Origin of the sequence: Paenibacillus montaniterrae (assembly GCF_018403185.1) — a bacterium.
Lineage (GTDB): Bacteria > Bacillota > Bacilli > Paenibacillales > Paenibacillaceae > Pristimantibacillus > Pristimantibacillus montaniterrae.
Genome location: NZ_BOSE01000002.1, coordinates 324,417 through 350,701, shown reverse-complemented (window position 1 = coordinate 350,701; position 26,285 = coordinate 324,417). Strand labels below are relative to the sequence as shown.

Below are 26,285 nucleotides of genomic sequence, written 5' to 3'. Positions count from 1 at the left end.
TTTGTGTGAAAAAAGCAGCTAGTACTCGATTGATGCTAGGGGGCAAAGCCTAGAAAGGCATCTTGAAAATTTGAGGAGGATGTTCTATGGATTGGACGATGTTTTTTGAGTTTGGATCTGTACTGCTTATTCTTGTAGCGCTTGAAGGCTTGCTAGCTGCCGACAATGCGCTGGTGCTGGCTATTATGGTAAAGCATTTGCCGGAATCAGAGCGTAAAAAAGCGTTGTTTTATGGTTTGGTTGGCGCCATGGTTTTCCGTTTTCTTTCACTGTTTGCCATTTCATTTCTCGTTAATATTTGGCAAGTTCAAGCGATTGGCGCATTGTATCTGCTGTTCATTGCAATCAATCATATTGTGCGCAAGGTTTGGTTTAAAGGCAAAGAGCTAGATAAAGCGAAGAAAGAGAAAAAAGGCAGCAGCTTCTGGGTAACTGTACTGAAGGTTGAATTGGCAGACATCGCCTTTGCCATCGATTCTATTTTAGCTGCGCTTGCGCTGGCAGTATCCTTGCCTAAAACATCGATGCCAACGATTGGCGGCATGGACGGCGGACATTTTATCGTCGTTTTCCTTGGAGGGTTAATCGGTGTAGTCATTATGCGTTTTGCTGCAACAATGTTTGTCAAGCTGCTTGAAAGCCGTCCTGGATTGGAAATCGCAGCATTTGTTATTGTTGGATGGGTTGGCGTCAAGCTTGCCGTTCATACGCTGGCACATGAATCGCTTGGAGTTATTTCGCATGATTTTGCAGAATCATTTGGCTGGAAGATAACATTCTATGCAGTGTTAATTGCGATTGCCGTTGGCGGCTGGTTTTTGTCAGGCAAAAAACAGGTCAGTGAAGATAGAGAAAAGCTTTCTGCATAGCAGAAGCAAGCATTGCCAATCCGCTGTACACTTGTTAAAGTTAAATTAAGCTATAACGGTGTAAGGGAGTAGGGCGAAGGATGAATGAAGTACATGCAAAGAGGCTGCTTGATAGCTACAGGCATTGGACGGATCAGGATTTGCTTGATGTAGATCTGAGTCGTCCATTGCTGAAGCAATTGGATGAAGCAGAGCTTGTTATTTTATCACACGGAACTGAGCTTGATCCGATACTGAATTATGGAAATAAACGTGCCAAAGCACTATGGGAAATGGATGACCAGCAGTTTGTCTCCACACCTTCCCGGCTTACTGCAGAACCGATGGAGCGTGAGCAGCGCCAAGCATTTTTAAGAGAGGTAACAGCGAACGGCTACGTCAGTAACTATACGGGCATTCGTATTTCGGCAACAGGGCGCCGCTTTTATATTGAGGATGCGGTTGTATGGAATGTAATCGATGAAGCGGGGCAATACTGTGGTCAAGCAGCGGCATTTCAAAGCATTCGCAGAATTGAAGCATAAGTGAGGGAACGAGATGAGTATAGCAATTGGACTTGGCGGCTGGGGGGATCATGATTCGATTTATCCCAAAAGTGTAAAGAGCAATGAGAGACTTGCTCATTATAGCAAGCATTTTCATATTGTTGAGATCGACAGTACCTTTTATGCGATTCAATCAGCTGAGCGGATACAAAAATGGATTGATGAGACGCCTCCTGGCTTCAAATTTATAGTAAAAGCTTATCAGGGGATGACAGGACATCAGCGCGGCAGTATCGGAATCGGCAATAAGCGTGAGGAAATGTATGCAGCTTTTCTGGCAATGCTTGAGCCGTTAATTGAACATGACCGCCTGGCTGCGGTGCTGTTTCAATATCCACCTTGGTTTGATTGCATGACCAAGCATGTTATGGTGCTGCGAGCGACAAAGCAAAAAATGGGAGATATTCCTTGTGCACTTGAGTTCCGCCATCAAAGCTGGTGGACGGATGCGATGCGAGAAAAAACGCTGCAATTTATGTGCAAGGAAGGCTGGATTCATTGTGTCTGTGACGAGCCGCAAGCGGGAGAAGGCAGCGTGCCGACAATTGTTGAAGCCACCAGCGAACAGCTGACAATGGTCAGGCTGCATGGTCGCAATGAAGCGGGCTGGAATGACACAGGAGATGAGAAATGGCGCGAGGTTCGCTACTTGTACGAGTATCGCGAGGACGAGCTGCTGGAATGGCTGCCGCGTCTAGAGAAGCTGCAGCAGCAAAGCGAGCATGTGCATGTTATTTTCAACAATAACTCAGGTGGTCACGCCGCCTTGAACGCCAAGCAGATGATGGTGCTGCTAGGACAACAAACCCCAGAAGGCAAGGAGCCGATGGGGGTAATGCCAGAGCAACCAGAACAATTAGAACTCTTTTGAGAGGTTGTTTAAAATGCTGGACTTTGATGACGATGTAACTGCTCTGTAGCGTAGTCGACGGCGAATCTTGAACGCTAGCGAAAGCTGCGGTGCTCACGTAGCTTATTGCCTACGCTGCGCTCCTCGTTTTCTACTAGCGTCCAAGCTTCTTGGTCCTGAAAGCCCAGCATTTTAAACTTTCATTTTAAGAGGTAGTTTAAAAAGTCCGAAGTTGATGACGATGCGATTGCGTTGGAGCATAGTCGACGTCGAATATGTCACGCTACCGAACGCTGCGGTGCTCACGTAGCTATTGGCCTACGCTGCGCTCCTCGCGTTCTAGTATCGTGCCATCTTCTTGGTCCTGAACTCCGAACTTTTTAAACAACTCTTATTGGAAGAGGTTGTTTAAAAAGTCCGAAGTTGATGACGATGCGATTGCGTTGTAGCATAGTCGACGTCGAATATGTCACGCTAGCGAAAACTGCGGTGCTCACGTAGCATTTTGCCTACGCTGTGCTCCTCGCGTTCTAGTATCGTGCTATCTTCTTGGTCCTTTGATGACGGTGATTTATTTAGAGTTATATAGATTAATAAATACTCCGCTGTGCGGTTGCAGGGCTTGTGCCCTGTTCCGTGGGCGGAGTTTTTTTGTTGCAAAGAAGATAGATGCCAGTCTGTTCGTAAGTTGTTTGCTAATTGCTCTGAAGCAGATAACTTGTGACTTTAGAAAAGTTTTATTTTTACCCTACTTTTTATTTAAATAGTTTTTTCTATCCTTAGTGTGTGACGCATAAAGGAGGAAATTATTTATGGGAAAGAGGCTTTTTTTGATTGTTGTCCTTTTACTAGTCGGTTATTTCGCTGTTCTGCAGCTAGAACATTGGATGCCGAAGAAGCCAAATCATAATAATGAAAAGGATCCAGTACAAGAAAAGGCTCCGCAAGTGGAGTATGAAAGCATTAAAGTCGAAAAAGCTCAGGTGTATTACGGCAATTTGCTGCTTGTTAACAAGGAATACCCTGTTCGAAAGGAAGCTATCAAATCTGATATTATTCAGCTTTCTCAATATGAGGAGCTGCTGCAAGGATATCGCTTGCAGGATGACACGATTAAGGTGTCGGAAAGCATTATTCAGAAGTTTGTTGAGATGGTTCAAGCTGCGCAAAAGGATAATGTGACAAGCTTTATTATTAATAGCGGGTTTCGAAGCTTTGAAGAACAGCAGCAGCTTCATAATGAAATGGAACCAGGACTTGCTATGCCGCCGGGATTTAGTGAGCATAATCTCGGTTTGGCTCTCGATATTGGGTCTACCTTAATGAAAATGGAGCGTGCTCCTGAAGGGAAGTGGTTGAAAAATAATAGTTGGAAGTTCGGGTTTATTTTACGCTATCCAGAGGACAAGACAGAAATTACAGGCACGATGTACGAGCCTTGGCATTATCGTTATGTAGGACTGCCACATAGTGCCGTGATGAAGCAGAATAATTTTTCGCTGGAAGAATATTTGGCTTATCTGAGAGAGCAGCAGCAGGTTGAAGTTACGATCGAGGGTAAAACCTACGAAATCCATTATTACCCGATTTCTGAAGAGACTTCTATTGAGGTGCCAACCAATAAATATTATCAGATTTCAGGCGACAACGTCGGCGGAGTTATTGTGACGAGCTCCTCCGATAAGCTGGAGGAGTGAAGAGTATGAGGAAAATTACAGTGGCAATTTTGTTTGGAGGCTGTTCCTCCGAGTATGAGGTGTCTCTAAAATCAGCAACAGCGGTATTGGAAAACCTTAACTTTGAAAAATACGACGTTTTATTGCTAGGAATCACAAGAGAAGGACAATGGCTGCAATATAGCGGCAGCATTGACCATATACAGGATGATACCTGGCATCAAAGAAAAGAATGTTTGCCTGCCTTTATTGCTCCATGCAGACAAATACAAGGAGTGGTTGCACTTTACAATGATGTGATGAAAACAACTAAAGTGGATGTCGTTTTTCCGATTTTGCATGGAAAAAATGGAGAGGATGGAACGGTTCAAGGCTTGCTTGAGCTGGCTGGCATACCGTTTGTTGGCTGCCATAGTTTGTCCTCTGCAATTTGTATGGATAAGGATATTGCGAATATTTTAGCGGCCAGCTCCGGCGTGAAGACGCCACAATCGGTTACGGTATATAAAAATACAGATGCTGACAAAGTAATAGCTGCTGCCCAAGCAATAGGCTTTCCGCTATATGTCAAACCAGCAAAAGCCGGATCGTCCATTGGCATTACAAAAGCGTACAACGCTGCAGAATTAGTAAGCGGATTGGAAAATGCTTTTAATTACGATGACAAGGTCGTTATCGTGGAAAATATTGAAGGCTTTGAGGTAGGCTGTGCCGTGCTTGGAAATAAAGATGTAATCGTGGGTGAAGTGGATGAAATCGAGTTGTTTGAAGCGTTTTTCGATTATCGTGAAAAATACTCGCTTAAAAGCTCTCTTATTCATGTTCCAGCACGAGTTGAACAGGAGATAGCTGAAAAAATTAAAGCAACAGCAATTCAGCTTTACCAAGCTTTTGGCTGCCGTGGTTTCGCGCGCGTCGATATGTTTCTAACACCAGCAAATGAACTTGTATTTAATGAAATTAATACGATTCCCGGCTTTACTACAAAAAGCAGATACCCAAGCATGCTGCGATCGGCCGGAATTTCTTATAAGGAATTACTGGATACACTTATTTTGCTGGCGATGGAGGAGAATTAATAATGGGACAAGCTGATCATCGTCCAATTTCTACTTTATCTCTCAACGATTATATCTATTATGGCTCTCAGGAGAATGATCATGCGTGCTGGTAATGAGCAGAAGTATGGCGGTTTGGATAGCTTTAGAGTAATAGCTGCAATTCTTGTTATTGCAAATCATACCTCGCCGCTTCTGTCCTACGATGCGTTTGCAGATTTCATGCTTACTCGAATTGTTTCAAGGGTCACGGTTCCTTTTTTCTTTATGTGCACAGGCTATTTCTTTTTGCAAAAGCTTGGTACGGATAAAAACAAAAATATTGAAATGCTAAAGCAGTTTTTAATTAAATTAGCCAAGCTTTATATGCTTTCAATCCTTATCTATATTCCGGTAAACATTTACGCTGGCTATTTTACCGAACAGTTTTCCATTTACACTTTAGTACAGGATATTTTGTTTAATGGCACACTGTATCATCTATGGTATTTTCCCGGTGTTATGCTGGGCGTATGTATTTGCTATTTTTTATGCACGAAGCTTTCGATCAGGGCAGCTTTCTTGATCGCGCTGCTTCTGTATATAATCGGATTATTAGGTGACAGCTACTATGCTTTTGCTCAAAGCAATCTATATCTTGAACGTATTTTTCAAGCGATCTTTTTCTTGTTTGATTCTACAAGAAATGGAATCTTTTTTGCTCCTGTATTTATTATGCTGGGAGGACTGATTGCCGCATACGGGCAACATGTTCAAGGAAAACCTGTTCAGAGAAATCGTGTTCAGACAAAACGGGCTCAGAGAAAGACGAAATGGTACGCATGCGGATTTATTTTCTTTTTCGGCTTGATGGTTACGGAAGGCTTGCTGGTAAAGGAATTTCATTTATCTCGCCATAATAGCATGTATCTGTTGTCGATTCCGTGCATGTATTTTCTGTTTCAACTTTTGCTTAGCTTTACAATTAAAAGCAATAAATATTTGAGAAATTTGGGCATACTTGTTTACGTTTTGCATCCGATGTGCATTATTATCGTTCGAGGAGCAGGAAAAGTAACAGGACTAACCTCTGTTGTCGTCGGAAATAGCCTTATTCATTTTATGTTGGTGACGATGCTGTCATTTGCAGCTTCTGCTTTTGTAATGAGTGCAGCAAAAGGGATAAGTAGAAAAACAAGCAGCAGTGAATCTGATGACAGAGGGCGAGCATGGGCAGAAATTAATCTCGCTCATTTGCAGCATAATGTTAAGGAGATTCAACGGGTGTTGCCTAATGGCTGTAATATGATGGCGGTAGTAAAAGCGCAGGCATATGGTCATGGTGGGTGGCAAATCGCCGAGCATTTGAACAGATTGGGGATTAACCATTTTGCTGTTGCAACGCTAGGAGAAGGAATAGAGCTGCGCAAAAAAGGAATAAAAGGAGAAGTTCTCATTTTGGGGTATACTCACGAGAGCGCGATTCATCAGCTTGCCGCCTATAGATTGACACAAACTGTAGTTGATGTAGATTACGCGAAAAAGCTGAGTGCTTGCAGCGTTAAAATCAATGTCCACATTAAAATTGATACCGGAATGGGCAGATTGGGCGAGTCTTATGAACATATAGAAGAAATCGCTTCGATGTATCGGTTTAGTAATTTGAATGTGAAAGGCACATTTACGCATTTAAATGCGGCTGACAGTTTGGAGGAGCCGGATATTGCTCATACTAAAAATCAAATTTCACGTTTTGATCACGTAATCGCACAATTGCGGAGCAAAGGTATCGACCCGCAAAAGCTGCATGTACAAAGCAGCTACGGCGTGCTCAACTATAACGAATGTAATTATGATTATGCCCGAATCGGCATCGCTTTATATGGAGTGCTCAGTCGAGAAGAAGATAAAGTCAAGACAAGTATATCACTTCGTCCTGTGCTTTCGCTGAAAGCAAGAGTGGTGCAAGTGAAGCAGGTGAAAAAAGGAGTTTCAGTTGGTTATCGCGGTACGTACACCGCGGATAAAGACGGAAAAATCGCAATTATCGCCATTGGATACGCAGATGGAATGCCGCGCTTATTGTCCGAGGCGAAGGCAAGCTGCCTTATTAAAGGAAAACGAAGGGCGATAATAGGATCAGTTTGCATGGACCAGCTAATTGTAGATATTTCAGACATGGATGATGTAGCTCAAGGAGATATCGCAACATTGATAGGAGTGGATCAGGATGAATCCATATCAGCTGAGGAGTTGGCAGGTCAATGCAATACGATAACGAATGAATTGCTGAGTCGTTTGGGAGAGCGGGTAACAAAGATATATAAGTGAGGGAGGAAATGATGAGGCGCATAACGGTATTAATAGCGGAGGATGAGAAGGAGATCGCTGAGCTGATTGCCTTGCATCTTCAAAAAGAAGGCTATGATTATATTATTGCAGGAGATGGAAAAGCAGCGCTTCAGGCTGTCCAGATGCATCAGATTGATTTGGCGATTCTCGATATTATGATGCCTGAGCTGAACGGCTATGACGTGACTCGCTTGATTCGGGAAAAGCATAATATGCCAATCATCTTCTTAAGTGCGAAAACCTCTGATTTGGATAAAATTTCCGGACTTGTCATGGGAGCAGATGATTATATGACCAAGCCATTCAATCCAATGGAATTAATTGCGCGTGTTAATGCACAGTTGCGGCGCTACAAGCATCTGAATCACTCCGCTAAAGAAGGGAAAAAGGTGATTGAAGCGGGAGGGCTTCTTATTGATCCCGATCAGCGCACGGTTAGCTTGTATGGGCAAACGATCGAGCTTACGCCGAAGGAATTTGATATTTTATACCTGTTAGCCAGCTACCCGAAAAAGGTGTTCAGTGCTGAAAATATTTTTCAGCAGGTATGGGGCGAAGCCTATTATGATGGCAGCAATACGGTTATGGTGCATATTCGCACCTTAAGAAAAAAGCTTGGAGAAGAGAAAGCGAAAAACAAACTGATTAAAACGGTTTGGGGTGTTGGGTATTCGTTCAATGGTTAAAGCCATTCACAGCTTCCGTTCCAAAATGGTTTTGTTGTTCGGAGTAAGCATGATTTTTGCCGGGGCTATTACTTTCGCAATCTTTAAAATGCTGCAATTTTATTATTATACGACCAAGTTTGAAGATCCAACAACGAAAATCCGTTATTTTATGAGAGAGGTTGGGGATATTAACTTCTTTCTGATTATTTTTATTCCGCTCTCGATTTTATTTTTCTTTATTGTTACGAGAAGATATTCGCTATATTTTCATGAAATTTCGAATGGCATTAATCAATTGGCCAACGGTAATTTTAATAGTAAGGTTTATATTCCCTCCACTGATGAGTTCGGAAACATCGCAAGTAACATCAATCTGGCTAGTGAGCAACTGCGGCAAGCTTTGGAAAGAGGAGACTTTGCGGAAAGCAGCAAGGATCAGCTGGTGCTTAATCTGGCACATGATTTGCGCACACCGTTAACATCTGTGCTGGGATATCTCGATTTTATTTTGCAGGATGAGCAGTTAACTACCGAACAGATCAAACATTATGCGGCAATAGCCTTTACCAAGTCACAGCATTTAGAAAAGCTGGTCGATGAGCTGTTCGAAATTACTCGAATGAACTACGGCAAGATCACGATAGACGAAAAAATGATTGATGTAAGCGAACTGCTTGTCCAGTTGAACGAAGAAATGTATCCTGCTTTTGAAAAAAGCAATCTTGCGGTAAGGATGAATATGGCTCCGCAACTGGTTATTCGTGGAGATGGAGATCTGCTGGCACGCGTATTTACTAACATTTTAATTAATGCCTGCCGTTATGGAAGCGATGGGAAATTTGTTGATATAAACGGATATCGTGAGGCTGGAGAAGTCGTGATTGAAATTATTAACTACGGCGACCCAATCCCGAAGGAAATTCAATCCCTTATCTTCGATATGTTCTTTACTGGCGATAGAGCACGCACTCAGCGAAGCGAAAGCTCAGGTCTCGGATTGTTTATAGCAAAAAACATAGTAGAGCAGCATAAAGGCTCGATAGCAGTGCGGAGTGATTTGATCCGAACACAGTTTGAAGTGCGTTTGCCTTGCGACTTCGTTACCAAATCCTCCAGCGGAGCTCATACATGAGCTAAAAGCGCCCTCATTCCGCAGGAATGCTTAAGCGTTTAGCTCATGCATGACAAAGCTTATCGTTTCAATCCAAGCAGGCTGCGCTCTTCAACAAATGTAGGAATATTGTACAGCAGCAGGAGCTCCTGCACAGGATGCTCCTTCATATATTGCTCCAGCGAGCCGTTATAATAACGTGGATCAACTACGTGAATTTCCCGTACATGTTGGCTTAAAAATGGAATGAATGCATGCGCATAGGAATCCTTCACTACGAGCATCGAATCAATTTCAAACTGATGTCCGGCCTCTTTTCCTTTGTCAGTAAGCTCATTCGTTATTGTCATTAGCGCATGGACACCGCCAAGAAAATAGTTGTACTGATCCTTTTGCGTTAACCGCGAATCATCGTACAAGCTGTCCATCGTTGAATTATGATCTGCGATGTATACATGCGATTGCACATAGCCGCTGTCGTAGCGCTCAATGACATCAGCCTCTGTTCCAATAAATTGACCTTTTGTATGGTAGCTGCCGCGATAGCTCGAAGATACAACGCTTATTTCAAATTCATCAAGCGACAGCGGCGCTATTCCGAGCTTCTCCATATAAGCTGCATAAGCGAGATAGGCGCCGTAGCTGCTCCAATGATGATCATTGCGATAATAGAGCAGCTTATGCTCGCTTGTGTATGGCTGCAGCGCATCGATGCCGTTAACAAATGCGATCTGGGCTGCAAGCTGAGCGGCAATGCGTTCAGCCGCTTCACGCTGTGAATAGGAGTCGGCATATTTAGGCAGCAGCTGAGGATAGAGCTCAACTGAGGTCGGGGCCAGCAGCAGCGTACTGTGCACAGCCGGAAATTTGCCAATAAGTTGATTGATGCTGTCCACATATTGCTCGACTTCTCCCCAGCTCGGCTCCTTCATTGCTTCAAACAGAAAATGCTCCTTCCCCAAATATATTCCGTTATTCACAGTCATGAAGCGAGCCTGCTCGGCAAATGCTTTAAGTCCAAACCAATGCTCGCGCCACGGGAACTGGTCAGCTACATAGTTCTCGGCGTTCTCTGCAAAGCTTTTGTCAAGCAAGCTTTGCCAGCTTAGCTCGAGCTTGCTTTGCAGCTGCCGATTTTCAAAATAAGAAAAGCTGGCTTTCGGCATGGCCAGCAGCAGCACTAGCAGCAGCCCAATTATGCCTGTAAAGCCGAACTTATAAAGCTTGGCTGTTTTTTTGTTGATCATGCTGTACGTTCACCTTACCTTCATTAGAAACGGAAATATAGAAACGGATTGAAGCTTGCGTCAACCAAATATGCGATGCAAAGCAGCAGCAGCGCCATATGAACGCCCCAGCTTACTAATGCTCCAGTCATGCTGATCTTGAACCGCTCAAGCACGGAGAAGCGAGGTGCGACAGCACATACGACCAAGATTGCCAGCAGCACGATATAATTGGACAGCTGATAAAGTGTTGCTTCATCCAGCCAGACAGCATGGTGTTGCAAGCCGAGCATTGCTGTGAAATAGCCGCTCATCTGCTGCAAATCCTCGAACACAAAAATGACCCAGCCCAATAAAATGAGCAAAATCGCATAGCTGTGCTGCAGGATGCGCGGACAGCGCGCTAAAAGCTTGAGCATAAACAGCTTTTCCAGCGTTAAAATTAAAGCAAAGTACAAGCCCCATAGCACAAAATTCCAGCTCGCTCCATGCCAAATTCCGGTTAGCGTCCAAACGATCAAAATATTGCGCAGCTGTTTCAATAGCCCCTGGCGATTTCCGCCAAGCGGGATATAGACATATTCTTTAAACCAGCTGCCGAGCGAAATATGCCAGCGCCGCCAAAATTCAGTAATGCTGGCTGCTCGATACGGCAGGTTGAAGTTTTCGTTGAAGCGAAAGCCGAACATAAGGCCGAGGCCGATGGCCATATCGGAATAGCCGCTAAAGTCAAAATAAATTTGAAACGCAAAGGCGATAATGCCCAGCCATGCCATTGCGATTGCCAGCTGATCCGTTTGCTGACTACTGATTTGCTCCCATAGCAGGCCGATATTGTTGGCGAGCAGCACTTTTTTCGCCAAGCCGCGAATAAAGCGAGCAATTCCTTCGGCAAATTGCACTTCGCTGAACATCCGTTTGCCAAGCTGAGCTGCAATTGTTCCATACTGGACAATCGGCCCGGCTACTAGCTGAGGAAACAGCGAAATGTATACAGCAAAGCTAAGCCAGCTTTGCTGCGGCTCGACCTTTTTGCGATATACGTCGACGATATAAGAAATCGACTGAAAGGTATAGAAGGAGATCCCGATCGGCAGAGGCAGCTCCAACGCTTCGATTGAACTGCCGAGCAAGGCGTTCAGGTTCTCGATTATAAAATCAGCGTATTTGAAAAAGCCGAGTACGGCTAAATTAATCAACACTGAGCCGGCTACCAGCCATTTGCGATGCCGCTCATTGCTTTGTCGCTTGCCCAGCGCTCGCCCGAAAAAATAATCAGCTGTAGTCGATAGCAGCAGCAGTGCGATATATACAGGCTCGCCCCAGGCGTAAAAAACAAGCGAGCCGCAAAGCAAAACAACGTTGCGCCAGCGCGTCGGGCAGCTATAATAAAGCAGCAGCAGGACTGGCAGAAATATGATAAGAAAGATTAAGCTGCTAAATACCATTTCGGTTCACCTGTTGTGTTAAAATAATGATAGCTATGTAGCTTCAAACGCAAGCAGTTAGTATATAGTTGCAGACCAGCATTTGTGAACAATGAAAATGAACATTCATTTTTCAAGCAAACGATGGTAAAATGCTAGTATTAGACGTGTACGAAAGTGCAGTGAAAGCAGGAGGAAAAATAATGGAGTACATTAGTACAAGAGGCAAGGTTGGCAGCATTGGCTTTATTGATGCTTTTATGATGGGACTTGCAAATGATGGTGGATTGCTGATCCCGAAACAAATTCCACAAATTCCAATAGAAACATTGCAGACATGGAGCAAGCTTGGCTATACAGAGCTTGTATATGAAATCTTTACTTACTTTACGAATGATGAAATTCCGCAGGAGGATCTGAAGCAGCTCATTGCAGACAGCTACAGCACATTCCGCCATCCTGAGGTAACGCCAATAACAAAGCTGTCGGATGAGCTTTATTTGCTGGAGCTGTTCCACGGGCCTACATTTGCTTTTAAAGATGTCGCTTTGCAGTTTATGGGGCAGCTGTATTCTTATGTTGCCAAGAAAAAGGGCGTGCGCATTAACATTTTAGGCGCAACCTCAGGCGACACAGGCGCTTCGGCTATTGAAGGCGTGCGCGGCAAGGATGGCATTAAAATTTGCATTCTTCATCCACATGGCAAGGTCAGCAAGGTGCAGGAGCTGCAAATGACAACGGTACAGGATGACAATGTGCTCAATTTGTCGGTGGACGGAAACTTTGATGACTGCCAGCGCATTATTAAAGAGCTGTTTGCGAATCTTGATTTTAAATCGGCCAATGATTTGGCAGCGATCAATTCGATTAACTTTATTCGGATTATGGCGCAAATTGTTTATTACTTCTACGCTTATTTCCAGGTTGCGGGCAATATTGGAGCAGATAAGGTCAACTTTAGCGTGCCGACAGGCAATTTTGGCGACATTTTCGCTGGTTATATGGCCAAGCGTATGGGGCTGCCGATTGGCAAGCTGATTTTGGCGACAAATGAAAACAATATTTTGGAGCGATTCATTAAGGAAGGCGTCTATATGCCTGGCGATTTCCGCATGACCTATTCTCCTTCGATGGATATTCAGGTTGCGAGCAACTTTGAACGCTACCTCTATTATGTGCTTGGCGAGGATCCTGAGCTGATTGCCAAGCTGATGGAGCAATTCAAGGTTGAAGGCGAAATCTCGATTTCCAGTGAAGCATTGGCAGCTGTTCAGTCCGAGTTTGCCGCTCATGGCGTGCTTGGTGCAGAGTGCTTGTCCACCATTTCCAGAGTGAAAACGGAGACGAACTATTTGCTTGATCCTCATAGCGCTTGCGGTGTTGCAGCAGCTCAGCAATGTGCAGAAAAAGGTGAAATTACAATTTCACTCGCTACCGCTCATCCAGCGAAGTTTAATGAAGCGATCGAGCTGTGCGGCATTGAGCAGCAATATCCGGAGCCTATTCAGGCATTGTTCAACAAGGAGCAGCGTCAAACACGGATTGCAGGCGACAAGCAAGCGATCGCTAGTGCAATCGAAGCATTTTATCGTGGTTAATGGACTGATGGCTGGGCCTGCATCAAATTTCTAGGAATTAATCATAGTATAGGACTAGGAATTATCAGGCTAAAGCAGTATAATAAGTGAGGAATGATTTTTAAGTCAGAACATACCATTATTAAAATGAATAGGAGTTAAGAAACAATGGCAAAAACTTTGATTTTCGGACACAAAAATCCTGATACGGATACGATTACGTCTGCAATCGTTTATGCTGATCTAAAAACGAAGCTTGGTGCAGATGTAGAAGCAGTGCGACTTGGCGAAGTGAACGGCGAAACAGCATATGCTTTGGAATATTTCGGCGCACAAGCTCCACGCCTTGTGACTACAGTTGCAAATGAAGCTAGCGAAGTTATTCTTGTTGACCATAATGAGCGCCAGCAAAGCGCTGATGATATTGAGCAAGTGCGTGTTGTTGAAGTCATTGACCACCATCGCATTGCTAACTTTGAAACAAGCGCTCCGCTTTATTTCCGTGCTGAGCCTGTTGGCTGTACGGCGACGATTCTTAACAAGCTGTACAAGGAAAACGGCGTTGAAGTTACGAAGCAAATCGCAGGCTTGATGCTTTCTGCAATCATTTCGGATTCCTTGCTGTTCAAATCGCCAACCTGCACTGAGCAGGATGTAGCTGCAGCTAATGAGCTTGCGGCAATTGCTGGCGTTGATCCACAGGTGTACGGTCTTGAAATGCTAAAAGCTGGAGCAGACCTGAGCGACAAAACGATTGAGCAATTGATTTCTCTTGACTCTAAAGAATTTTCTATGGGCAATTACAAAGTTGAAATCGCCCAAGTAAACGCGGTTGATACGAATGATGTGCTTTCTCGCCAAACAGAGCTTGAAGCTGCGTTAAATAACATTATTGCAGCTAAAGGTCTTGATTTGTTCGTGCTTGTTACAACGGACATTTTGAACAATGATTCAATCGCGCTAGCATTGGGCAGCAAAGCTGAAGCTGTTGAGAAAGCTTACAACGTGAAGCTGGACAACAATACAGCGTTGCTTAAAGGGGTAGTATCCCGCAAGTCTCAAATTGTTCCAGTGCTGACTGAAACATTGAGCACAATGTAAGCAAAGCAAAACATAATGCTATATCATTTCAAATAGAGCAAGAGGGTGCCTCAAAGTTGTAATAGATAACTTTGAGGCACCCTCTTTTATTACCAATTTAAGAGCGGAACGATGTCAAGATTACAGCTTTAAGCGAAATTTCTTTTTGCTAAGCGGATAAAGCAGCTTTACTCCTGCAGGTGTGAACATATCAGCGATAATATGAGACAAATAAGTAAGCATCGCCGCTATGCCAATGCCGGCAATTCCCAGCTGTGCCTCCAGGCTGAAGCCGATCCAGCCCCATAAAGGAACAACCCATATTGTATGTGTCAGTCCACGATGGCTTAGCCATGGCGCGATAATCGTAAACACGCCAAGCCCGATTAGCCAGTGCCAGCTTTCTATGTAGCCGTAGGCTGCCAGCAGTCCTCCTGTAACACTGACCATCGCATTGCGCCAAGAGCCGCGTGATACTAACAGGCCGAGCAGCGTAATAAGAAGTGACCCTGCAACAGCTGCCAGCAGCCATGGTGGTCGAAATTGCTCCTGTGTAAGCCATAGGCCGCCGATAATGAGCAAAGCGGCCAGTCCGACGATGATGCAGCCGGAATGCAGCATTCGGCTAAGCTTTGATAGTTTGCGGGTTAACAGGCTCGGTCCGTCCAGATCCGCTGCCAAAGCTGAGAAGCTGCCGACAGCAACAAAGCTTAGCAAGGTGTCAAGCCCGCTATCTGCAGCATGTACGAGGCCATAGACGCCGCCGATTACCGCTCCGATTGCTAAATGTGTTTTACCGTTCATAACTCCTCCAGTGTTTCGATTTGCTGCTAAAGATGCTTTTGATTTACGAGCTCATTGCGAATCATTTGCTCGAGTTTTTCAATCAGGATCGCGTCCATCTCTTCAGCTTTTTGCTTGTTCAGCCAGCCCCAGCGCTTCTTCTGCTTAAGCAGCTTTAACAAATGCTGTTTTTCTGCAAGTGTAAACATGATCGCGCACCTCCAGCTTTATTGCTTGTATAAAATGAGAACATCATAAGCTGCCAGCTGATGTTGACCGTGCAGCTTGGCACTTGTCAGCAAATCGCAGGCAGGCTCCAGCACGTTGATCGTTGCTGGTGCATCGCTGTAATTCAATATGAAATAATACTGCTGCGCTTCATTGCCGCGCACAGCAAGCTCTATCTCCTCAGGCAGCTCCAGCCATGGTGCAGGCGAGCTAATTTCCTCAAACTGCTGCAAAATAAATTGAGCCACCTGTTCCGTAAATACGGAGCCGTAATACCAGGCGCTGCCTTTGCCGAAGCGGTTGCGCGTCAAGGCATGCTTGCCTTCGTAATATTCCTGATCATAGGTAGCAATAACATCAACCGTTGATGAGAAAGGCGCAATAATTTCATTAAAGCTGACGGTTTGCAAGGTTGTTTGCTGGTCAATCGTTGTTGCCGTTGTTGCCGCTCTAGTGCCCTTAATAACGGTATATTCCTCCAGCGTAACGCCGGTAAGCGTGCTCAGCATACCTGGAAAAGGCAGCATATAGCAATGCCCGCGCTGATCCTTATAGCCTGAGCGGCAGCCAAATACGATATGCCCGCCGCTAACAACATAGGCTTCAAGCAGCTGTGCAGTTGATTTGCTCATAATTGCGGGATGCGGATAAACTAGCAGCTTATAGCGCTGCAGCTCGGCAAGCGTCGTCTCCTCATTGATATATACAATATCGCTTGGAATATGGCTGCGGGTCAGCGCCTTGTACCACTCCTTGCCGCTTTTCCAGCCGAATGGCCCATGTGATACATCGTATTCGCCGTCCCATTCATTGTGATAATCGCGCAAGATGGCGACCTCCGCTTGATAGGTGGTAGAGCATAGCGCCTCGCTAATTTGCTGAATTTCTTCACCGACCTTGGCTGCTTCAGCAAGTCTGCGATTCGGCAAATTGCTGTAATCGTTCAGGCCATGCCAATAAATTTCTTGTCCAAACGTTGCTGTACGCCAGCGAAAATAGACAACCAAATTAGCGCCATGCGCAATCGATTGATAGCTCCATAAGCGCATCTGGCCCGGGCGAGGTGATGGCATATCCATTTTGTTCACCCAGCCGCCAGCCCCTGCTTGCTGCTCCATAATGCAAAATTGCCGGGAAATCGAGCGCACCGTGCTAAGTGTTTGGCTCCAGGAACGATCGGCAAGCGGACGCTCCTCGGCTGGATCTGAGAAAATCGTAGAAAACTGTGGATAAGAATCATAGCTGAAAAAGTCCAGCAGCTCCTTCGTCAGACGATGGCTGTCAAGATGTCCGAACAGCCCGTTCGTTGTAATAAAATGATGCGGCGCATGCTCAGCAATGATATCGGCTTGAATTTTGGCAAAGGCAATAACGCTGTCGGAAATGAACCGCTTCTCATCCAGTGCCAAATGCGGATTTGGCTGCCGGCCGCCAGGCACTAATCGCGGCAAATAAATTTGCTCCCAGCTTGAATAGGTTTGGCTCCAGAATGTTGTTCCCCAAGCGTCATTAAGCTTCTCAAGCGTGCCGTAGCGCTGCTGTACCCATCGGCGAAATGCTTTGTGATCGGCTTCACTGTAAAACTCGCTAATTTCGCAGTTGAATTCATTATCCAGCTGCCAGCCGACAACAGCAGGATTGTCCTTGTAATGCATCACCAATTGCTCGGTAATCGCCGCGCTAAGGCGATGATAGGTAGTGCTCGTATAGTTCGTATGGCGGCGCAAGCCGTGATGCAGGCTGTGGCCTTCAATGGTTGCATTCAGCACCTCAGGGTACTTCTCAGTCAGCCAAGCTGGAGGCGTTGCAGTTGGTGTGCCGATAATAACCTTTAGGCCATGCTTGTGGGCAAGTCGAAGCATATAATCAAAATCTTTAAATTGATAGTTTCCTTCAGACGGCTCGAATATCGACCAGGCAAATTCTCCTACACGAATAAGCGAGATGCCCGTCTCTCTCATTCGGATCATATCATCTTCCCACATTTCCTCTGGCCACTGCTCCGGGTAGTAGCAAACCCCGAGCATCAGCTGCTCATTCAAGTTAAACTTTTTCATTTGTAATGCTCCTTTCATGCCACAAGTACGTTTCACATCCTCAATAACATAGTTTGATTGTATCGGTCACTAGAAGGAAATACAATCTTTCATTGAAAGATTGTGAAGCTAGCGCTAGAATAGATCAAGATGTGCTAGAAAAGGTTAAGACTTGGAAAGGAATACGACATGTGGTTACTTTTTGCATTATTTGCTGCACTCGCATTTGGGATTAGAGGCAGTCTTTATCATTGGACAAGCACGCTTGGTCTAAATCGCAACCTGATGCTGTGTGGTGTATTTGCCTCTGGCGCGATCATTAACGGGATCGCGGCGCTATGGAGCGGGGCGGAATGGAACACAGCCTCGCTTATAGGGATTCAAATGGGCTTGTTTTCCTTTGCAGCGAGCGCCTGCATGTATCAAGGCTTTGCGGTAGGGAAAGCGTCGATTATCGCGATTTTGACTGCGCTGCCGCCGGTTGTCGTCGTACTGGTTGCCTACTTGATATGGGGTGAAAAGCTTCACTTTATGCAGTTTATTGCATTTATCGTTCTCGTATGCGGCATTTTAGTGATTCGTTATTCCAATGATTTATCGTGGAAAAATTTGCAGGGTGCGCAATGGGGCTTGCTGACAATGCTGTTTTTTGCCGGCAATGATTTAACAACGAAATGGTCGACGATGGAAGGCGCGAGCATGTTTCCGACCTTGACCACCATGTTTGTCACTGGCGCGCTTTGCTTTACACTGCTTTGGATGATTGACAGCCGCAGAAACAAAGGGACGCAGAGCAAAATTGGCAAACGCCGCACCTGGGGCATCGGCCTTGCCGTCGGCACAAGCAATGCGATTGGCATGATATTAAGCGTACAGGCTTTCGGCATGGGCGTAACTGGTCTTGTTTCCGCTATTATCGCAATGAATGTCGTAGTCATCCTGCTTTATACCCGCTTCGTCGTCAAAGTTCCGTTTGCGAAAACGGAGCTTGCAGGAATGGGGTTGGCGTTTGTGGGTGTATTGATGATACACTTATTTAAGTGATATATTTAGAGGAAAGTTCAAAAGCATGACTTTGATGACGATGTAGTTGCGTTGTAGCGGATTCGACGGCGAATCTTGAACGCTAGCGAAAACTGCGGTGCTCACGTAGCAATTGCTCTACGCTGCGCTCCTCGTTTTCTACTATCGTCCAAGCTTCTTGGTCCTGAAAGCCAAGCTTTTGAACCCCTTATTGGAAGAGGAAAGTTCAAAAGCATGACTTTGATGACGAGGTAGTGCGTTGTAGCGTATTCGACGTCGAATATGTCACGCTACCGAAGGCTGCGGTGCTCACGTAGCAAGTGCCTACGCTGCGCTCCTCGCCTTCTAGTATCGTGCCATCTTCTTGGTCCTGAAAGCCGACTTTTTGAACCTCTATTGGAAGAGGAAGCTTCAAAAAGCCGACTTTGATGACGATGTGATTGCGTTGGAGATTATTCGACGTCGAATCTTGAAAGTACTAAAAAAAGCTACAGCGGAGGAGCAAAGCATCCGAAAAACGAAGTGTGTTGCCTTTAACATCGTAATGCAACCTTTAAAAATTTAAATAAGGGCATTACGATTTAAAAAGCGACTGGAGGATGCATTGCACCGGAGCGCTGAGGATGCTTTGCTCCGTAGCGCTAATTTTTTACAGATAAAAAAGGGAGGAAACTACTACTATGAGTATGAACCAAGCTGCTAATTATAACGCTGATGTGCTGGAGGCTCGTAAGCCTCAGTATGGCGTTGATCCTATGTTTGTTAATCGTTGGTCTACACGAGCTTTTGAGCCGTATACATTATCCGAGGAAGAGCTGTATCGCATTTTGGAGGCAGGGCAGTATGCTCCATCCGCTAATAACGTTCAGCCTTGGCGTTTTTATCTTGCTTCAACAGCAGAGCAGAAGGAGCTGTTTCTTTCCTTTATTGTGCCGCGCAATCAAGTTTGGAGCAAAAATGCTTCTGCCTACATTCTACTGGCTTCGGATACGCTGAATGCGGAGGGTAAGGAACATGGCAAGCATGCCTTTGACACAGGCGCTGCATGGCAGGCTATGGCGCTTCAAGCTCATTTGATGGGCTTGGCAACCCGTGCAATGGGAGGCTTTGACGGCGCAGCGGCTAAGGAAAAGCTGAGCATGCCACAGCAGTTCCAGCCGCAAATTGTTATTGCAATCGGCAAGCCGGGCAGTCTTGACCAGCTTGACGAATCGTTCCATAGCACGAACAAGCCAACACCGCGCAAGCCGCTCGATCAGCTGATTATGTCCTATGAAGTGAAGTAGGCTATGCTAAAATGAGTATATTTCTGCATATTTTGCTGACTAATGTAATGCCGATGTCAATTATGATTGCCATCGGCATTATATTGGAGAAAGTATTTCACCTTGATATCAAGACATTATCCAAGCTGAATTTTTATTTGCTCTCACCGGCTGTTATTTTTGCGCTGCTTTATGAAACGGCAATCGCCCCCGAAATGATTGGCAAGGTGCTGCTGTTTTTTGTTTTGTTTATGGTTTTGCAATATATCGTAGTTGAAATTGTAGTCCGCTTGAGAGGCTATTCTCCTACGATGAAAAGCGCGATGCGCAACAGCGTGCTGTTCTACAACAGCGCCAACTACGGCATCCCGCTTAATCAGCTTGCATTTGCAGGCAATAAGGAAACGCTAGGCATTCAAATTTTGATTATGATGATGCAATCACTAGTTCCTAACACATATGGAATTTACAGCGTAAATTCGCATAAAGCCAATATGAAGCAGGTGTGGAAGACGATTATCGGCATGCCTGTCATTTATGTCATACCGCTCGCCTTTTTGTTAAGAGGCTTTGAGGTGCCTATTCCCGGACCGATCCAAACGCCGCTCGATTACGTGTCCGATGCCTTTATTGGCATGGCGCTGCTGACGTTGGGGGTGCAGCTCGGCCAGATGGAATGGAAGGTTTCACGCTCGCTTGCGATAGACGTTAGCATTTCAGGCCTGCTGCGGCTGGTAGCTGGTCCATTGCTGGCATGGGTAATTGTCAAGCTAATGGGCATTGAAGGATTGACCGCGGCGGCTCTGATCGTATCATCAGCCGTTCCAACCTCATTAAGCAGTGTGCTGCTGGCTGTCGAATTTGACAATGAGAAGGAGTTTGCCTCGCAATCTGTATTTGTTTCAACACTGATTAGCATTATAACGGTTACTGCAGTTATTTTTATGTTAAATATTGAAGTATAGCACGACATCAAGCTGTCTTGTCACGTAGGAATAAGTGCCTGCTGATGAGACAGCTTTTTATATAAAGGGATTAAAAAATAGCATGCTAAATGTTAGTGAATGTGGTAGCATTATTACTAACAAATCTAATAAAAGAGGTACAATAATGGAACTTAAATTAACAGGAAAAACAGCACTTATTACAGGGGCGACAGGTGATTTGGGCAGAGTAATGGCAAGAACGCTGGCACAATGCGGAGCGAATATTGTCATTCATTATAATGCCAATGAAGCAAAAGCGGCTCAGCTTAAGCAAGAGCTTGAGGAGCAGTATCAAGTAAAGGCGATGACGGTGCAAGCTGATATTACGAAGCAGGAGCAAATTGAACAGATGCAAGAGCGCATTGGGCAGCAGCTTGGCGAAGTACATATTGTGGTTGCCAACGCCGTGATTCAATATCAATGGACCTCGGTGCTGGAGCAGGCGCCAGCTGATTTTCAGGGTCAGTTTGATTCATGTGTAATGCAGAGCGTATATTTGGCAAAATCATTTATTCCTGCGATGAAAGCACGAGGCGAAGGAAGATTTATCGGAATTAATACGGAGTGCTCTATGCAGAATGCGCCAACCCAGTCTGCCTATGTTGCAGGCAAGCGCGGGATGGATGGTGTATATCGCGTGCTGGCAAAGGAAGTAGGAGAATTCGGGATTACAGTTAACCAGGTAGCGCCAGGCTGGACGATTAGCGATCGCGATCGTGAAGCGGGATCAGAGGTTAATGAAGGCTACAGCGCGTCTGTGCCGCTAAAGCGTAGAGGAACGGACCAGGAAATCGCCAATGTCGTTGCCTTCCTTGCTTCCGATCTGTCAAGCTTTATAACTGGCGCCTATATCCCGGTTAACGGCGGCAATGTTATGCCTGCTATCTAGGGCGTGTATGCAAACTCAGAAGGGAGCAGATTATGCCGAATTTTCGTTCCATGCAAGGCGCTTTTTCGAAGGCGTACCGGGTGTACGTCAAGGAAAGGCAACGCAGCAGGGAGCGAAAAGGCGGTGTAAGATGCCCCTAAGCGGGTTTGCATACACGCCCTAGGGCACGTCTGAAAATGCCCAGCCGGGAAAACCGCAGAAGGAGGAGCAGGTATGATCGTCAAATGGCGCTTCGGGGACATGAAAATGAATCGCAAGCTGCTGTTGTCCTTTATCATGCTTGTGTCGATTCCGCTAGTGCTGATGGGGTATTACTCCTCTGTCAAATACACGCAGTCGATTGAGCAAAAAACGATTGCCTATTCGATGAAAATGCAGGATAGTATGATGGTTCGCGTCGATGATTATATTGAGGATATGATGAGCATATCCTCAATTCCTGCTTATATCGACGACTTGAAGCAAAATTTGATTCGCTCTAACGAATATTATGCGGAGCGGCAGCATGACAGCTTAGAGCCGGTTATGCCTGATCATTTTCCGCAGCTGCTGTCGATTCAGCGCGGCATTGAAGGCGAGCTTGGCTTTATTAATTCAATTAAGCGCGGCGCCAATGCTGTATATTTATTCGATAAATACGGCAACAGCTACTACTCGATCGCATCTGGCGGCATTAGAAGCCATCTGGATGCAAGCTATGCGTATTGGCTGGATAAGCTTGAGCATTCAAAGGGAGAAGCAGCGCTGCTGCCTACTGAGAAATATATTAGCAATTTGCAATCGGAAAAATACGCATTTACAGTTGTGCGAAAAATTATGGATCGCAGCTTGCAGCCGATTGGCTTAATTGCGATAGATGCAAATATTAGTGTTATTGACGATCAGATTGCCGAGCTTGATCAAGTAACTAAGGGTAAATCGCTCATCGTCGACCAGGCTGGCAATGTCATCTATGACAGCCGCAAGCAGCTGGTTGCCAGCAATTTGATTACAGATGAGACTGTAAAGCAGGCCAAACAGTGGCGGGGCAGCTTTTTTCACACTGAGGCTGGTGAGCAGTGGCTGAACATCTATTCCACCTCCGAGCGTACAGGCTGGAAGGTTATTACTTCAATTCCCGTGAGCGAGCTGACAAGTGAAACGGTTGCGGTCCGCAGCGTTATCTGGATTACGACAATCATTGCGGTAATCCTTTCAGTGGCGGTTGCGATCGTGCTGTCCTATGCGATTACGAAGCCGCTGCGGCGGATGGCAAGCTTGATGAAGCGGGTGCAGGAGGGGAATTTCCAAGTGAAATTTCCTGTCAAGTATCGTGATGAGGTAGGCTTGCTTGGCAGTCAGTTCAATCGGATGACGGTGCGCCTGGAGCAGCTGATCCAGGATATTTATGAGATGGAGACGAAAAAGAACAAAGCCGAGCTGCAGGCGCTGCAAAATCAGATCAATCCGCATTTTATGTATAATACGCTGGAAAGCATTCGGATGAGTGCCGAGGTGAACGATGACAGCTCAACAGCCGATATGATTGCGACGCTCGGCAAGCTGCTGCGCTACAGCATTAGCGAGTTGGATGGGTACACGGTGTTAAGGGACGAGCTGCAGCATGTGCAGCATTATGTGGAGCTGTTGAATTATCGCTATCCGGATCGTTTTGTGCTGCAGTGCGAGGTGGAGCAGGAGCTGCTGAACAGGCCTGTCATTAAGCTGATGCTGCAGCCGGTTGTAGAAAATGCAATATACCACGGGCTCGACGAGCGCAAAAGCCGCATGTTCATTTCGATTCGCACTGTTGTCTCTCAGCATGTCGTTGCTATCCGTATAGCGGACAACGGCATTGGCATTGAGCCGGATAGACTGGCACAGCTTAATGAAGGACTTGGCAATCCGCGGCGATTTGGCGTTGCACCGGGTCCTGAAGGTGAAGGGGCGAAATCGGGTGGAATTGGTCTGAAAAACGTCAATGAACGCATTAAGCTGCAATATGGTCCGCAGTATGGTCTGTCTGTAAGCAGTGTTCCAGAGGAAGGAACAGAGGTTGAAATTTTGCTTCCTGTCGAAAGGAGAGCGATGCGAAGTGGCTAGGCTCATATCGATGCTAATGATTTTAGTATGCTCAGCTGCGATTTTAAGCTCTTGCATACAGCAGCGGCAGGAGCAGCAGGCTCCAGTCAATGAAGAGCAGCAGCAGGAGGCAGCAAAGCCGATCCAGCTTCATATTTTAAGCAATCGTGTTGATCTCATTGAAAACGGCGGCTTTGAAAAATACGCTTCAGCCTTTGAGCAAATGCATCCAGGAGTAGAATTAAGCTTTGAAGGCTTAACCAATTATGTATCTGACATATCTGCCCGCTTGGCAACACAGGATTATGGAGATGTGCTTTTAATTCCCAATCATATGAAAAATGAGGATTTGGCAGATTACTTTGAGCCTTTGCCGGACAGCTTGTTTGAAAATATCCGCTTTGCAGATTACAAATCCTACAATGGCAAGCGGTACGGCATTACGACCGGCTCTTCTGCTACAGGGATCATTTATAATAAAAAGGCGTTTGAGCAGGCGGGCATCGAAAGCATACCGACAACGCTTGATGAATTTTACGAGGCTTGCCGCAAGCTGAAGCAGGCAGGCATAACTCCGATTTATTTGAATTACGGCGCGCAATGGCCGCTTATGAATTGGGGAGAGGAGCTTGTTAGTGTAATGAATGGTGATCCGGGCTATTTGAACAGCCTGGTCGAGCAGGACGATCCCTGGCAGGTGGATAATGAGTGGGGACATGCGATAACGATTGTGAAAACGCTCATTGAGCAAAGCTATGTGGAGCGTGCGCTTATTTCCAACCAATGGGAAGCATCCAAAATTGAATTTGTAGAAGGGCGTGCGGGAATGCTCTTTCTCGGCAACTGGATCATTAATCAGCTCACTTCACTGGGAGCTGATCCCGATACGATAGGCTTTTTTCCGTTTCCATATCGCAACGAGCAGCCAATCTATTCGCCGCTTAATCCGGATTGGTTTATTGCGATCAGCAAATATAGCGAGCATAAGGAGCTTGCGCTGGAATGGATTCGCTATTTTGTGCATGATTCCGGTTTTGTGGACGATTCGGGCTTTTTGCCGATTGATACGACGAAGCAGCCGACGCTACCGCAATATAAGCAGTTCCTCTCTTACGGCAGCATTCCGGTCGAGCGTCAAATTCCTAGCGACGCGCTGCTGGAAATTGCTGATACCGCACAAATTACGCTGTGGTCAGGCTTATATTTGCAGGAATGGATAGCGGCACCGGATTTGCAGGACGCATTTGACGAATATAATGAGCGTTGGGCGAAAGCGAGAAACATATTACAGTACTGAGGTGGAGAAAAGGATATGGCAAAGAAAGTAACGATGCAGCAAATCGCCAATTATTTGGGCGTATCCAAATTTGTTGTATCAAAGGCATTGTCTGGCAAAGGAGGGGTGAGCGAGTCGACGAAGGAACGAGTTATAGAAGCGGCCGCTCAGCTTGGCTATTTTACACAGCGCCCCGCCAATAAGCCATTAAAGGCAGCGCGTAAGCTTCAGCGTGGCTCAGCAGCCAAGCAGTCTATTTTAGTGCTTATGCCGAATGTGCGCTTCCAAACGAAGGAATCGCTGTATTGGGGAAGAATTATTGACGGAATTTCAGCTGAGCTGGAAAAACGCGGGATCGGGATGATTATTCTTTCCGAGCAGAATGCGGACCATTTAACCGGGTTCATCAATCCAGAGGGGATATTGGGCATGATTGGTGTAGGCGAAATTTCGTCGTCAATGCTGCTCGATATTCATCGTCTTGGCATTACAATGGTACTGGTTGACCATGAGGATGATTTAATTCCGCTTGACAGCATATTTGTCGATAATTATGAAGCAACCTATCGCTTGACAAAGCAGTTGATTAGCTCCGGGCAGCGGGATATTGCGTTTGTTGGTAATATTCACTTCTCGCGCAGCTTTAATGACCGCTTTCTTGGCTACCGTGCGGCGATGGAGGAGCATCAATTTCGTGCTGGCAGTGAAATGAGCGCTGCTTTTGGCAATGCATCGCTTTATCGCAGCCTGCTCAATCTGGAGGGCTACGATCGCTTTCATTTTCACGATCAAATCCGCAAATGGCTGCAAGGACTGCCGCAGCTGCCGAACGCAATGGTATGCGGCAATGACACAATCGCCTTAAGCCTGCTGGATGTGCTAAAGGAACAGGGGATCGCCGTTCCTCAGCAGCTGTCGGTCACAGGCTTCGATAACATTGAGGACTCCTATATGGGCGAGCTGGCGCTCACAACCGTCCATGTGCCAAAAGAAATGCTGGGCAAAAAGGCTGTGGAGCGGCTGTTAAACCGCTTGCAGCATCCCGAGGAGCCGATCGTTAAGCTGCTCGTTAAAAGTGAAGTACTATTTCGCGAATCAACAGCGTTCCAGGCTGCCACCGCCACAAGCAAACAGCGCTGAAAGAGCATTAGGCTGTTCTAGCTACGAAGAACACACTAAAACAAAACGCAGCAGCGGAGGAGCAAAGCAATCCGATAAATGCAAGAGAGTAGCCGTTAAAAGCCTAATGCAACCCCAAAAGTAAAAAGAGGAAGCATTAGGCTTTAAAAAGCGACTTGAGGATGCTTTGCTCCAGAGCGC

At 45.8% G+C, this 26,285-nt stretch carries 22 protein-coding genes; 17 read left to right on the top strand and 5 right to left on the bottom strand.

What is annotated here, in order from left to right; genetic code table 11:
• Nucleotides 1–86 precede the first annotated feature (86 nt).
• The 8 genes from KJS52_RS07395 (at nucleotide 87) to KJS52_RS07360 (ending at nucleotide 9,129) form a co-directional block, all read left to right on the top strand.
• Nucleotides 87–869 (top strand): TerC family protein, encoded by a 783-nt coding sequence (locus KJS52_RS07395; protein ID WP_213514104.1) that lies wholly within the window; start codon nucleotides 87–89, stop codon nucleotides 867–869.
• Between the two features lie 80 nt (nucleotides 870–949).
• Nucleotides 950–1,393, top strand: coding sequence for an MEKHLA domain-containing protein (locus KJS52_RS07390; protein ID WP_213514103.1), 444 nt, complete (start codon nucleotides 950–952; stop codon nucleotides 1,391–1,393).
• A 13-nt stretch (nucleotides 1,394–1,406) separates the two neighbouring features.
• Nucleotides 1,407–2,285: a DUF72 domain-containing protein gene (locus tag KJS52_RS07385; RefSeq protein ID WP_213514102.1), complete on the top strand. Its 879-nt coding sequence runs from the start codon at nucleotides 1,407–1,409 to the stop codon at nucleotides 2,283–2,285.
• A gap of 791 nt (nucleotides 2,286–3,076) precedes the next feature.
• Nucleotides 3,077–3,961 carry a M15 family metallopeptidase gene (locus KJS52_RS07380; RefSeq protein ID WP_213514101.1) on the top strand — a complete coding sequence of 295 codons (885 nt, stop codon included), beginning with the start codon at nucleotides 3,077–3,079 and terminating at the stop codon, nucleotides 3,959–3,961.
• Between the two features lie 5 nt (nucleotides 3,962–3,966).
• Entirely contained in the window at nucleotides 3,967–5,019 is a 1,053-nt protein-coding gene (gene vanG, locus KJS52_RS07375; protein ID WP_213514100.1) for a D-alanine--D-serine ligase VanG, read from the top strand.
• A gap of 81 nt (nucleotides 5,020–5,100) precedes the next feature.
• Nucleotides 5,101–7,308 carry a serine racemase VanT catalytic subunit gene (gene vanT, locus KJS52_RS07370; protein WP_213514099.1) on the top strand — a complete coding sequence of 736 codons (2,208 nt, stop codon included), beginning with the start codon at nucleotides 5,101–5,103 and terminating at the stop codon, nucleotides 7,306–7,308.
• 11 nt (nucleotides 7,309–7,319) lie between these two features.
• Nucleotides 7,320–8,015 (top strand): response regulator transcription factor, encoded by a 696-nt coding sequence (locus tag KJS52_RS07365; RefSeq protein WP_213514098.1) that lies wholly within the window; start codon nucleotides 7,320–7,322, stop codon nucleotides 8,013–8,015.
• Complete coding sequence (locus tag KJS52_RS07360; protein ID WP_213514097.1) at nucleotides 8,008–9,129, top strand: HAMP domain-containing sensor histidine kinase; 1,122 nt, start codon at nucleotides 8,008–8,010, stop codon at nucleotides 9,127–9,129. The genes KJS52_RS07365 and KJS52_RS07360 overlap by 8 nt, the downstream gene beginning before the upstream one ends.
• A gap of 59 nt (nucleotides 9,130–9,188) precedes the next feature.
• On the opposite strand, the gene KJS52_RS07355 is transcribed toward KJS52_RS07360, so the two are convergent.
• Both KJS52_RS07355 and KJS52_RS07350 read right to left on the bottom strand, forming a co-directional pair.
• Entirely contained in the window at nucleotides 9,189–10,355 is a 1,167-nt protein-coding gene (locus KJS52_RS07355; RefSeq protein ID WP_213514096.1) for a DHHW family protein, read from the bottom strand.
• A 23-nt stretch (nucleotides 10,356–10,378) separates the two neighbouring features.
• The gene (locus KJS52_RS07350) at nucleotides 10,379–11,782 is read right to left on the bottom strand and encodes an MBOAT family O-acyltransferase (protein ID WP_213514095.1); all 1,404 of its coding nucleotides are present in this window, start codon (nucleotides 11,780–11,782) and stop codon (nucleotides 10,379–10,381) included.
• A 182-nt stretch (nucleotides 11,783–11,964) separates the two neighbouring features.
• On the opposite strand from KJS52_RS07350, the gene thrC reads away from it, so the two are divergent.
• Nucleotides 11,965–13,359, top strand: coding sequence for a threonine synthase (gene thrC / locus KJS52_RS07345; RefSeq protein ID WP_213514094.1), 1,395 nt, complete (start codon nucleotides 11,965–11,967; stop codon nucleotides 13,357–13,359).
• 147 nt (nucleotides 13,360–13,506) lie between these two features.
• Entirely contained in the window at nucleotides 13,507–14,439 is a 933-nt protein-coding gene (locus KJS52_RS07340; protein ID WP_213514093.1) for a manganese-dependent inorganic pyrophosphatase, read from the top strand.
• 120 nt (nucleotides 14,440–14,559) lie between these two features.
• On the opposite strand, the gene KJS52_RS07335 is transcribed toward KJS52_RS07340, so the two are convergent.
• The 3 genes from KJS52_RS07335 to KJS52_RS07325 are packed head-to-tail and all read right to left on the bottom strand — an operon-like array spanning nucleotide 14,560 to nucleotide 17,486.
• Entirely contained in the window at nucleotides 14,560–15,222 is a 663-nt protein-coding gene (locus tag KJS52_RS07335) for a metal-dependent hydrolase (RefSeq protein WP_213514092.1), read from the bottom strand.
• Between the two features lie 26 nt (nucleotides 15,223–15,248).
• Complete coding sequence (locus KJS52_RS07330) at nucleotides 15,249–15,410, bottom strand: hypothetical protein (protein WP_213514091.1); 162 nt, start codon at nucleotides 15,408–15,410, stop codon at nucleotides 15,249–15,251.
• A gap of 18 nt (nucleotides 15,411–15,428) precedes the next feature.
• Entirely contained in the window at nucleotides 15,429–17,486 is a 2,058-nt protein-coding gene (locus KJS52_RS07325; protein ID WP_213514090.1) for a beta-galactosidase, read from the bottom strand.
• 168 nt (nucleotides 17,487–17,654) lie between these two features.
• On the opposite strand from KJS52_RS07325, the gene KJS52_RS07320 reads away from it, so the two are divergent.
• The 7 genes from KJS52_RS07320 to KJS52_RS07290 all read left to right on the top strand — a co-directional run bounded on the left by KJS52_RS07320 (nucleotide 17,655) and on the right by KJS52_RS07290 (nucleotide 26,105).
• The gene (locus KJS52_RS07320) at nucleotides 17,655–18,509 is read left to right on the top strand and encodes an EamA family transporter (RefSeq protein ID WP_213514089.1); all 855 of its coding nucleotides are present in this window, start codon (nucleotides 17,655–17,657) and stop codon (nucleotides 18,507–18,509) included.
• Between the two features lie 659 nt (nucleotides 18,510–19,168).
• On the top strand, nucleotides 19,169–19,774 hold the full coding sequence (locus tag KJS52_RS07315; protein ID WP_213514088.1) for a nitroreductase family protein: 606 nt from the start codon (nucleotides 19,169–19,171) through the stop codon (nucleotides 19,772–19,774).
• Nucleotides 19,775–19,785: 11 nt separating this feature from the next.
• The gene (locus tag KJS52_RS07310) at nucleotides 19,786–20,718 is read left to right on the top strand and encodes an AEC family transporter (protein WP_213514087.1); all 933 of its coding nucleotides are present in this window, start codon (nucleotides 19,786–19,788) and stop codon (nucleotides 20,716–20,718) included.
• Between the two features lie 145 nt (nucleotides 20,719–20,863).
• On the top strand, nucleotides 20,864–21,628 hold the full coding sequence (locus KJS52_RS07305) for an SDR family NAD(P)-dependent oxidoreductase (protein ID WP_213514086.1): 765 nt from the start codon (nucleotides 20,864–20,866) through the stop codon (nucleotides 21,626–21,628).
• Between the two features lie 213 nt (nucleotides 21,629–21,841).
• Nucleotides 21,842–23,710, top strand: coding sequence for a cache domain-containing sensor histidine kinase (locus tag KJS52_RS07300; RefSeq protein ID WP_213514085.1), 1,869 nt, complete (start codon nucleotides 21,842–21,844; stop codon nucleotides 23,708–23,710).
• Nucleotides 23,703–24,986, top strand: a complete 1,284-nt coding sequence (locus KJS52_RS07295; protein WP_213514084.1) for an ABC transporter substrate-binding protein — start codon at nucleotides 23,703–23,705, stop codon at nucleotides 24,984–24,986. Before KJS52_RS07300 ends, KJS52_RS07295 begins: the two co-directional genes overlap by 8 nt.
• Nucleotides 24,987–25,001: 15 nt before the next feature.
• Nucleotides 25,002–26,105, top strand: coding sequence for a substrate-binding domain-containing protein (locus tag KJS52_RS07290; RefSeq protein ID WP_213514083.1), 1,104 nt, complete (start codon nucleotides 25,002–25,004; stop codon nucleotides 26,103–26,105).
• Nucleotides 26,106–26,285 lie beyond the last annotated feature (180 nt).

Excerpts from the sequence above, each read along its gene's own strand:
- KJS52_RS07365 (WP_213514098.1), top strand. The coding sequence starts at position 7,320 with ATGAGGCGCATAACGGTATTAATAGCGGAGGATGAGAAGGAGATCGCT.
- KJS52_RS07315 (WP_213514088.1), top strand. The coding sequence starts at position 19,169 with ATGAGTATGAACCAAGCTGCTAATTATAACGCTGATGTGCTGGAGGCT.
- KJS52_RS07320 (WP_213514089.1), top strand. The coding sequence starts at position 17,655 with ATGTGGTTACTTTTTGCATTATTTGCTGCACTCGCATTTGGGATTAGA.
- KJS52_RS07325 (WP_213514090.1), bottom strand. The coding sequence starts at position 17,486 with ATGAAAAAGTTTAACTTGAATGAGCAGCTGATGCTCGGGGTTTGCTAC.
- KJS52_RS07390 (WP_213514103.1), top strand. The coding sequence starts at position 950 with ATGAATGAAGTACATGCAAAGAGGCTGCTTGATAGCTACAGGCATTGG.
- KJS52_RS07350 (WP_213514095.1), bottom strand. The coding sequence starts at position 11,782 with ATGGTATTTAGCAGCTTAATCTTTCTTATCATATTTCTGCCAGTCCTG.
- KJS52_RS07310 (WP_213514087.1), top strand. The coding sequence starts at position 19,786 with ATGAGTATATTTCTGCATATTTTGCTGACTAATGTAATGCCGATGTCA.
- KJS52_RS07300 (WP_213514085.1), top strand. The coding sequence starts at position 21,842 with ATGATCGTCAAATGGCGCTTCGGGGACATGAAAATGAATCGCAAGCTG.
- KJS52_RS07395 (WP_213514104.1), top strand. The coding sequence starts at position 87 with ATGGATTGGACGATGTTTTTTGAGTTTGGATCTGTACTGCTTATTCTT.
- KJS52_RS07305 (WP_213514086.1), top strand. The coding sequence starts at position 20,864 with ATGGAACTTAAATTAACAGGAAAAACAGCACTTATTACAGGGGCGACA.
- KJS52_RS07340 (WP_213514093.1), top strand. The coding sequence starts at position 13,507 with ATGGCAAAAACTTTGATTTTCGGACACAAAAATCCTGATACGGATACG.
- vanG (WP_213514100.1), top strand. The coding sequence starts at position 3,967 with ATGAGGAAAATTACAGTGGCAATTTTGTTTGGAGGCTGTTCCTCCGAG.
- vanT (WP_213514099.1), top strand. The coding sequence starts at position 5,101 with ATGCGTGCTGGTAATGAGCAGAAGTATGGCGGTTTGGATAGCTTTAGA.
- KJS52_RS07290 (WP_213514083.1), top strand. The coding sequence starts at position 25,002 with ATGGCAAAGAAAGTAACGATGCAGCAAATCGCCAATTATTTGGGCGTA.
- thrC (WP_213514094.1), top strand. The coding sequence starts at position 11,965 with ATGGAGTACATTAGTACAAGAGGCAAGGTTGGCAGCATTGGCTTTATT.
- KJS52_RS07335 (WP_213514092.1), bottom strand. The coding sequence starts at position 15,222 with ATGAACGGTAAAACACATTTAGCAATCGGAGCGGTAATCGGCGGCGTC.
- KJS52_RS07360 (WP_213514097.1), top strand. The coding sequence starts at position 8,008 with ATGGTTAAAGCCATTCACAGCTTCCGTTCCAAAATGGTTTTGTTGTTC.
- KJS52_RS07385 (WP_213514102.1), top strand. The coding sequence starts at position 1,407 with ATGAGTATAGCAATTGGACTTGGCGGCTGGGGGGATCATGATTCGATT.
- KJS52_RS07355 (WP_213514096.1), bottom strand. The coding sequence starts at position 10,355 with ATGATCAACAAAAAAACAGCCAAGCTTTATAAGTTCGGCTTTACAGGC.
- KJS52_RS07380 (WP_213514101.1), top strand. The coding sequence starts at position 3,077 with ATGGGAAAGAGGCTTTTTTTGATTGTTGTCCTTTTACTAGTCGGTTAT.
- KJS52_RS07330 (WP_213514091.1), bottom strand. The coding sequence starts at position 15,410 with ATGTTTACACTTGCAGAAAAACAGCATTTGTTAAAGCTGCTTAAGCAG.